9 protein-coding genes and 1 pseudogene are annotated in these 8,848 nt (G+C 28.3%); 6 read left to right on the top strand and 4 right to left on the bottom strand.

Annotation, left to right across the window (positions count from 1 at the left end; genetic code table 11):
* Both ACERKK_RS08260 and argF read right to left on the bottom strand, forming a co-directional pair.
* Positions 1-346 (bottom strand): annotated as a pseudogene (locus ACERKK_RS08260) (coproporphyrinogen III oxidase); the annotation flags it as partial.
* Complete coding sequence (gene argF, locus ACERKK_RS08255) at positions 346-1,272, bottom strand: ornithine carbamoyltransferase (RefSeq protein WP_373772606.1); 927 nt, start codon at positions 1,270-1,272, stop codon at positions 346-348. The pseudogene ACERKK_RS08260 and the gene argF, both read right to left, overlap by 1 nt.
* Before the next feature lie 224 nt (positions 1,273-1,496).
* On the opposite strand from argF, the gene ACERKK_RS08250 reads away from it, so the two are divergent.
* From ACERKK_RS08250 to ACERKK_RS08225, 6 genes are all read left to right on the top strand, one after another.
* Positions 1,497-3,614, top strand: a complete 2,118-nt coding sequence (locus ACERKK_RS08250; RefSeq protein ID WP_373772605.1) for a ribonucleoside triphosphate reductase — start codon at positions 1,497-1,499, stop codon at positions 3,612-3,614.
* Positions 3,592-3,756 carry an anaerobic ribonucleoside-triphosphate reductase gene (gene nrdD, locus ACERKK_RS08245; RefSeq protein WP_373772607.1) on the top strand — a complete coding sequence of 55 codons (165 nt, stop codon included), beginning with the start codon at positions 3,592-3,594 and terminating at the stop codon, positions 3,754-3,756. The genes ACERKK_RS08250 and nrdD overlap by 23 nt, the downstream gene beginning before the upstream one ends.
* Complete coding sequence (locus tag ACERKK_RS08240; protein WP_373772604.1) at positions 3,734-4,414, top strand: anaerobic ribonucleoside-triphosphate reductase activating protein; 681 nt, start codon at positions 3,734-3,736, stop codon at positions 4,412-4,414. Before nrdD ends, ACERKK_RS08240 begins: the two co-directional genes overlap by 23 nt.
* Before the next feature lie 306 nt (positions 4,415-4,720).
* Positions 4,721-6,427 carry an ATP-binding protein gene (locus tag ACERKK_RS08235; protein WP_373772603.1) on the top strand — a complete coding sequence of 569 codons (1,707 nt, stop codon included), beginning with the start codon at positions 4,721-4,723 and terminating at the stop codon, positions 6,425-6,427.
* A gap of 69 nt (positions 6,428-6,496) precedes the next feature.
* Positions 6,497-7,162, top strand: coding sequence for a hypothetical protein (locus tag ACERKK_RS08230; RefSeq protein WP_373772602.1), 666 nt, complete (start codon positions 6,497-6,499; stop codon positions 7,160-7,162).
* Positions 7,155-7,496 carry a type II toxin-antitoxin system Phd/YefM family antitoxin gene (locus tag ACERKK_RS08225; RefSeq protein WP_373772601.1) on the top strand — a complete coding sequence of 114 codons (342 nt, stop codon included), beginning with the start codon at positions 7,155-7,157 and terminating at the stop codon, positions 7,494-7,496. The genes ACERKK_RS08230 and ACERKK_RS08225 overlap by 8 nt, the downstream gene beginning before the upstream one ends.
* Positions 7,497-7,509: 13 nt before the next feature.
* Here ACERKK_RS08225 and ACERKK_RS08220 read toward each other — a convergent pair whose 3' ends face one another.
* Positions 7,510-8,184, bottom strand: a complete 675-nt coding sequence (locus ACERKK_RS08220; RefSeq protein WP_373772600.1) for a response regulator transcription factor — start codon at positions 8,182-8,184, stop codon at positions 7,510-7,512.
* Positions 8,181-8,848 (bottom strand): sensor histidine kinase (locus ACERKK_RS08215; RefSeq protein WP_373772599.1); only part of this gene is annotated, 668 nt, incomplete at its 5' end. The genes ACERKK_RS08220 and ACERKK_RS08215, both read right to left, overlap by 4 nt.

Raw genomic sequence — 8,848 nt, 5'->3', positions numbered from 1 at the left:
GTGAGAAAAAGGTAGGAGTTCCTCCACCAAAATGCATTTGAGTTACAACTCTTGAAGTATTTAGGTGGTTTTTTAATATATTTAACTCTTTTTTTAAATATGTTATATATTCAACTTTTTTCTCTTCTTTTGAAGTAAAAATCGTATTACATCCACAAAAATAACAAGCACTTCTACAAAATGGCATATGAATATATAAAGAAAGCGATCTATCATCACTTTGGTTTTTATAATACTCTTTTAAATCATCTTGTGTAAATGTTGTACTAAACTCAGGAGCTGTTGGGTAAGACGTATATCTTGGCCCTGGTCTTGAGTATTTTTCAAACTTTTTAAAATCAATCATTAGGCGTTTCTTTGTCTATCTAACCAAACCATTACACCTTTTTGTGCATGTAGTCTGTTTTCTGCTTCATCAAAAATTAAACTTTGACTTCCTTCTAATACCTCTTCACTTACTTCATAACCTCTATATGCAGGTAAACAATGTAAGAAAATAGCTTTTTCTTGTGCTAAACTCATCATTTTAGCATCTACGATATAACCATCAAAGTCTTTTAATCTTTGCTCTTTTTCATCTTCTTGTCCCATTGAAACCCAAGTATCAGTTGTAACTACTGTTGTACCTTGTACTGCAGCTTTTGGGTCATTTGAGATTGTGATTTTTGCACCAGATTCTTTTGCCATTTCTAAAGCTTTTGCTAAAATATCAGCATTTACTTCATAACCTTTAGGTGTTGCAATTCTTAGTTCAAAACCTAATTTTGCAGCCATATTAAGCCATGAATGAGCCATATTATTACCATCACCAATATATGCAACAACTAAATCTTTATCTAAACCTGCTTCTTGGATAGTAAGATAATCTGCCATTAATTGTACAGGATGATATTCTGTTGTTAAACCATTTATTACAGGAACTTTTGAATACTTTGCAAATTCTTCAATTTTTTCATGTCCAAAAGTTCTAATCATTACCATATCTACCATTCTTGATATAACTCTTGAAGTGTCACTTAAAGGCTCACCTCGTCCTAGTTGAATATCACTTGATGAAAGGAATAATCCTACTCCACCTAATTGGTAAATACCTGTTTCAAAAGAGACTCTTGTTCTAGTTGAACTTTTCTCAAAAATCATACCTAATGTTTGTTTAGGCATATAATCTTTAAACTCTTTATTCTTAGTCTCTGTTTTGATTTGTTTAGCTAGGTCTAATATTTCAAGAATTTCTTCTTTTAAATAGTCTGCTAATGTTAAGAAATGTCTCATATAATTTCCTCTGTAATTAATAAAAGGGTACATTCTAGTTAATTTAGTATTATTTTATACTTAAATTTTTACTTTTTTTTACTATTTATAAAATAATTACAAATAAAAAAGTAAAATAATTTTTACCCTTAAAATGCCCAAAAAATGACACTTTTGTGACAAAAACTGTTATTTGCTATTAAGATTTTATCATCTATAATCACTGATATTTTTAAGGACTAGAAATGATAATAGAAATTTTAAAAAGAGATGGTTCAAAACAAGAGTTTGAATCTTATAAAATAAAAGATGCAATAAAGAAAGCTTTTAAAAGTGTTGAAACACAATATGATGATGATATTTATACAAATGTATTAGCGTTATTAAAAGAAAGAAAAATGATTACTGTTGAAGATGTGCAAGATAAAATCGAAAAAGAGCTATATCATGCGAAACATTTTGAAGTAATGAAATCTTTTATGATTTATAGACATTTACATAAAATGCAAAGAGAGCATAATTCTAATATTGATAGTGACACAACTTATGTAAATTCTACACAAACTATTCAAGAGTATATAAATGGAAGTGATTGGCGTATAAAAGCTAACTCAAATACAGGATATTCTCATGCTGGACTTATTAATAACACAGCAGGAAAAGTAATAGCAAATTATTGGCTTGATAAGGTTTACTCAAAAGAAGAGGGCTATTCTCATAGAAATGCTGATTATCATATTCATGATTTAGATTGTTTAAGTGGATATTGTGCAGGTTGGTCACTTAGAGTATTACTTGATGAAGGATTTAATGGAGTAAGAGGAAGAGTTGAAAGTACAGCTCCTAATCATTTTAGAGAAGCTCTTGGACAAATGGCAAATTTTTTAGGAATTTTACAAAGTGAGTGGGCAGGCGCTCAAGCATTTTCATCTTTTGATACATATTTAGCACCTTATGTTTTCAAAGATAAACTTACATATAAAGAGATTAAAAAAGCTGTTAGGTCTTTTATTTATAATTTAAATGTTCCTGCTCGTTGGGGACAAAGTCCTTTTACAAATATCACTATTGATTGGACAGTTCCAAGTGATTTAAAAGACCAAATCCCTACAAAAAATCAAAAACATTTATTTGCAAATGTAAATGACGATGAGTTATTACAGCAAATAAAACAAAAAGGTTATAGTAGTTTTGAAGAACTAACATATAAAGATTTTCAAAAAGAGATGAATCTAATAAACAAAGCCTATTATGAAGTAATGACACAAGGTGATAAAACTGGACAACCTTTTACTTTCCCAATTCCTACTGTAAATATTACAGAAGATTTTGATTGGTATGGTGAAAATACTGATATTTTATTTGAAAATACTTCAAAAATTGGTTCTTCATATTTTCAAAACTTTATAGGTAGTCAATATATAAAAGATGAAAATGGCAATTTAATTGAAAATGAAAAAGCATATAAACCAGGTCATGTAAGGTCTATGTGTTGTAGATTGCAACTTGACTTAAGAGAACTACTAAAACGAGGTGGCGGTCTTTTTGGAAGTGCTGAAATGACTGGAAGTATTGGTGTTGTTACTATTAATATGGCAAGACTAGGTTATTTATATAAGTGCGATATAAATGCTTTATTAAAAAGACTAGAAGAGTTAATGGAACTTGCAAAGTCAACTTTAGAGAAAAAAAGAGTTTTTGTTCAAGATATGTATAATAGAGGATTATTCCCTTATACACAAAGATATTTACAAGGTTTTAATAATCACTTTTCAACTATTGGTATAAATGGTATGAATGAAATGGTAAAAAACTATTTTAATGAAAATATTGATTTATCAACTGAACTTGCGCATGACTTTTGTAATGAAATACTAGATTTCATGAGAGAAAAAATGGTTCAATTTCAAGAAGAGACAGGAAATTTATACAATCTTGAAGCAACACCTGCTGAGGGTACAACATATAGATTTGCCAAAGAAGATAAAAAAAGATACGAAGATATTATCCAAGCAGGGCAAGATGAAAATGTTTATTATACAAACTCATCACAACTTCCAGTTGATTTTACAGATGATCCTTTTGAGGCATTGACTTTACAAGATGAACTACAATGTAAATATACAGGTGGAACAGTTTTACACTTATATATGAATGAAAAAATATCTTCTATTGATGCTTGTAGAAAGTTTGTAAAAAATACAATCACGAATTTTAGATTGCCATATATTACTGTAACACCTGTATTTTCAGTATGTCAAAAACATGGTTATATAAATGGTGAACACGAATATTGTCCAAAATGTGACGAAGAAATTTTAAATGAGGAATTACAAAATGATGAAAAAACAAGAATTGCTTGAAAAAAACGAATCAAGAAGAACAAAATGTATAGTTTACACAAGAGTGATGGGATACCACAGACCAGTTGAGAGTTTTAATATAGGAAAAAAAGGTGAACATAAACAAAGAGTTAGATTTGTTGAATCAAAAAACTGTTTATAATATTACAAAATTCACTACAACAGATTACGTAGGACACTTGTCTTGCGTAGTTTGGTTTATAAAGTGTAATTTTAGATGTTTGTATTGTTATAACGATGATTTAGTTCATTCAAAAACTGCAAATCAATCACCAAATGATGTAATAGCTTTTTTAAAAACAAGAGTAGGTCTGCTAGATGCTGTTGTATTATCAGGTGGAGAGGCAACAGTTCATGACCTAATACCTTTTTGTAAAGAAATAAAAAAACTAGGTTTTAAAATCAAACTAGATACAAATGCTACAAATCCAAAACAAATAAAAGAACTAATCAAATTAAATCTTATAGATTATATGGCTATTGATTTTAAAGCTACAAAAGAAAAATTTGAGACTATCACTAAGACTAAAAAATACGATGAGTATATAAAAACAATAAAATACCTAATAGATATAAACTTCGATTTTGAAATTAGAACAACAGTACACTCAGAACTACTAAATACAAATGATATAAATAAAATGATAAAAACCCTAGAAAAATTAGGCTACAAAAAAATATACTACTTACAAAACTTTTTGCAAACACACACAAATATTGGCGATATTTATGCGCAAAGTTTTATAAATAAAGATGAGATTGAATCTGAGTATTTAGATGTATCTTGGCGGAATTTGTAAGTAAAATAAACTCTCTTTATAAAAGGACATTTTGTCCTTTTAATACTTTTTTTAACAATTCAAGGAACACTTTGTCCAAATAACAGTGATTATGGTGTGTTTTGGACATTTTATATTTTAAAATTCTAATGTAAAAAAGGGGAGATTCTATAAATAATACTATTTGTTAGTATTTTAAGTTATTAAAAAGACATTTAATATGTCTATTAATAATTAATATATAATCTTATTTAGATACAATGTTCCTTCAATGAATAGTTATGCAATACATGAATATAATATACTTTACAATAGAAAGGGAACTAAATGGATAATATAGATTTTTTAAAACCAGGGATACAAGAAATAAAAAAAAGTATTATAGATATAGATGATAGTTATAATAATGATTGGGATATTTTAGCAGAGCTCTTACAAAATTCAGTGGATGCAATAAAACAAGAAAAACCAAAAAAAGCAACTATTAGTATTGAAGTCAACTCTCAAACTAAATCTATTATTGTAAAAGATAATGGAGTTGGTATCGATCCAAATGACTTAGCTTCTTTATTAGCTCCATTCTCCACCAATAAAGATAATGATGAAGAGAGTATAGGTGAAAAAGGTGTTGGCTTAACATTTGTTTTATTTTCATGTAATAACTTCAGTATTACAAGTGGAAATAAAAATGGGACTAAAACAGGTGTAATAATAGATGCATATAACTGGAAAACTAGTCGAAGCAATGATCGTATTACAATTAAATTAAAGGATGAATCATTTGAACTACAGGGCACAGAAATAACTTTAGAAAGCATTGATGATTCTCCTTTATTCAAGTTGACATATGAACAATTAAAATATGTAATTAGAACTAAAACTGCAATAGGAAATACAAATTTTTTATGGGGTGAAGATATCAAAATAGATGTAATATTTAAACATACTAATTTAGATGGAAAATTCAATGAAGAAGTTTTAGAAAATAAATTTTGGATGGTGTATGACAATCTAAATAATAAGACAAAAATAGATTTAGATGAATTTATTAAATATGCGAATGATGCAGATAGAACTGACCAAGATAAACGAAAAAAGTTGCAAGATAAAATTATCTATAAAAAAGGTGAATTTGAATTCCAAGGAAGAACAATCAAATATACAACTTGCTTTGTACCAAAACGAAAAGTTTGGGATATGCTATCAGTTGACATGGGACTGTGTACTGAAGAGAATATTGAAAATGGTGATTGGTTAGATGAATATGAGTACTCTAAATTTACTTCAGGCATATATACTTCGGTTAAGGGCATGCCTACTGGTATAACTATAGATCACCCATCGACAGGTTATGCTGGTTATTGGTCAAATATATTTATTATGTTTGAAGATAAACATTTGAAATTTGATATTGGACGAAAGTCTATTCACGGAATGACAAGTAGAAAATATAAAAATTTTGCTAGAGATATTTTCAATTTGTATTTAAAATATATTACAAAATATGTCTCAGGTGAAGTGATACAGAGTACAGAATGGGATAAAGAAGAAATATTTGCGGAAATAGAGCAAATGATTGATTTAAGAAATGACAAAACAAAATTTGTAAAAACACCTAAAGATCAAGAAGCAAGTGTAGCTGGTATCTTCTTTGAATGTATCGGAAACGGCATAATAGACGAAATTAAACCTTTAATTTCAGGGTATAGAAATAGATATGACCTATATGCCAAGTGGGGACACAAAAATGTAGTCATAGAATTTAAGTCTAAGTTGAAAAATATACTTAAAGATTTTAATGATGAACAAAAGCTTTTTGATGAAATAGATATGATAGTTTGTTGGAATATTATTGAAGAAGATGAGCAGGCAATGTCTGATAAGGGAATAACATTAGAAGAAGTTGAACATTCATCATTATCAACTCAACGTAAAAAGATGATTCCAAATACTACACATGAGTTGATATTATCTGGAATTACAAAACCAATATATATTATGGATTTGAAAAAAGTTTTAGAGGAAGCAGAGTAAATACATAACAAGTACTAGCAGTGAACGTAAAGCGTCACTGAAGCAGAACGTTAGCTGAAGGGGAAGAATATGAAAAAACCAGATATCGTTATGTACTGCAATGTGATGGAGGAGGTAAAGAAACGCACAAGTATTATTGATTTTTTTCTCGCCGGTAACGGTCATGCATTATATGAGCCAACAACCCTAGAATCAATTGCTCTGCAAATTCGTAAAATACTAGAACTAATAGCAATGGCATCATTGGTTGCTAATAAGCAAGAGTATGAAAAGGTATATTCCAATTTTGCCACTGCATGGAATGCAGAATACTTACTTAAAGATCTAGAGCGTGTAAACACTGATTTTTATCCAAAGCCCGTTGTAGAGAATCCTTCTGAAGAGCCACAGGTTAGAAACCAACTTGCAAGCAGTGCTAATGATTACTTGACCAAGAAAGAATTTATAAAGATTTATAAAAAGTGTGCTGCAATCATGCATGCTAGCAACCCTCTAGGTCGAAAAATTGATTATGAATATTATAAAAAGAGTATTCCTGAATGGAGGCAGAAGATAATAAACCTACTCAATAACCATCAAGTCCATCTACTGGGTCACAAAGGTTTTTACCTCATACATATGAAAGAGGATAGAGATGAGAAGGTGCAATTCATTCAATACCCTCTAAGATTTATACTCTCTTTTGATGTTATAATACTTCCATATATAAATACCGAAAGGGGAAATTATGAATAAATTAAATGTAACAATAGATAAAAAACCTGAACTGATATTAGAAGCAGATGATGAAAAAGGAATTATTGAAATTTTAGCAAACGATGAATTTATTTCAAATGATGATTTTAAAAGTAAAATGAAAGATTTTTATAATATTTTGGATGAAATATCTCAAACACACGAACCAATAATTATTACTGGAAAAAGAAATAATACAGTTCTACTTTCAGAAAAATATTGGAAACAAATAGAAGAAACTCTATATTTAAATAACATAGAAAAAATGGCATCTTCAATACAAAAAGCAAAAGAAACCAAAAATAGTGATTTTAGTGAAACTATAGAGTGGTAAAATACTCTCTACTCTAACCCCTAGAAATAAAATACCCTCTACCAGAAGTATTTTCAATCAAATCTTTTGATGTTTTGACTCTTAGTCTTTTTATAAAAGTTCTTAGCCTTTCATCATTTACTTCATCTTTCCAAAGTGTTGTTTTTATAAGCTCACTATCTACTATCTCATTTTGATGTTTTAGTAGTAAAAATAAAAATTCTCTTTCTCTTTTAGTTAGACTTACTAAAACTCCATTTTTATATAGTGATGTTGAGTTATTATCAAAAACTAACCCATCTTTTAGTTTTATCTCTTTTCTTTTATTTAGGTTTGGGGCTATTTTATTTATATGTTCTATTACCTCATCTGGGTCAAAGGGTTTTATAAAGTATTTATTTATTCCTAAGTCTATTGCTTTTAGTAGTTTTTCTTTATCAGAATGCGCACTTAAAACAATAATTGGTATATGCTCATCTAACTTTTTTATCTCTTTTGTCATTTCTAAACCATCACATTTAGGCATTAAAATATCTGTTATTACAATATCTGGTTTATTTTGTTTAAACTTTTTTAGTCCTTCTTCTCCATCTTTTGCAATCACAGTAGAGTAAAAATAATCAGATATTGCTTCTTTTAGTAAACTAGCTAATCTTACCTCATCTTCGACTATTAGTATTTTTAAAGTTTTTAATAATTTTGTATTCATTTTTTATCCGTTGCATTTGTAATCATTGGTATTTTTATAGTAAAACTAGAACCATTATCTATATTTTTATGGCTTATACTTCCATCTAGGCTTTTTTCTATTATCAACTTTGACATAAACAATCCAAGTCCTGTTCCTTGACTTTTATGTTTTGTTGTAAAGTAGGGTTCAAAAATACTTTCTAGATTTTGCGTATCAATTCCCAAGGCATTATCTCTTACTTCAATAAAGGCATATTTTGTATTTTGTATTTCTTCTTGTTTTACTAAAATATCTATTCTTTTATTTATTATACTCTTTTGATTAAAAGCATCTTTTGCATTTTGTATTAGGTTTATTAAAACTTGTGATAATTCATTTGAAACACCTAATACTTGAATATTATCATCTACTTTTATACTTACTTCAATACTCTCAATTTCAAGCATTTTTTTTAAAATATTTAATGACTCAGTTATAGCATCACAAATAAAAAATAGTTTTTTATCTTTTTTTGGATTAAAAAAGTTTGTAAAATCTTCTATTGTATTTGACATATTTAAAATAAGGTTTTTACTCTCTTTATATAATAAATCAACTTTTTCATCATCATTTTTCTTACAAGCTTTTTTCATATTAAATAAAGTCAGGTTTAGTTCTGTTAATGGTTGTCGCCATTGATGTG

Origin of the sequence: Poseidonibacter sp., from assembly GCF_041821165.1 — a bacterium.
Lineage (GTDB): Bacteria > Campylobacterota > Campylobacteria > Campylobacterales > Arcobacteraceae > Poseidonibacter.
This window is presented reverse-complemented; position numbering and strand designations above follow the sequence as displayed.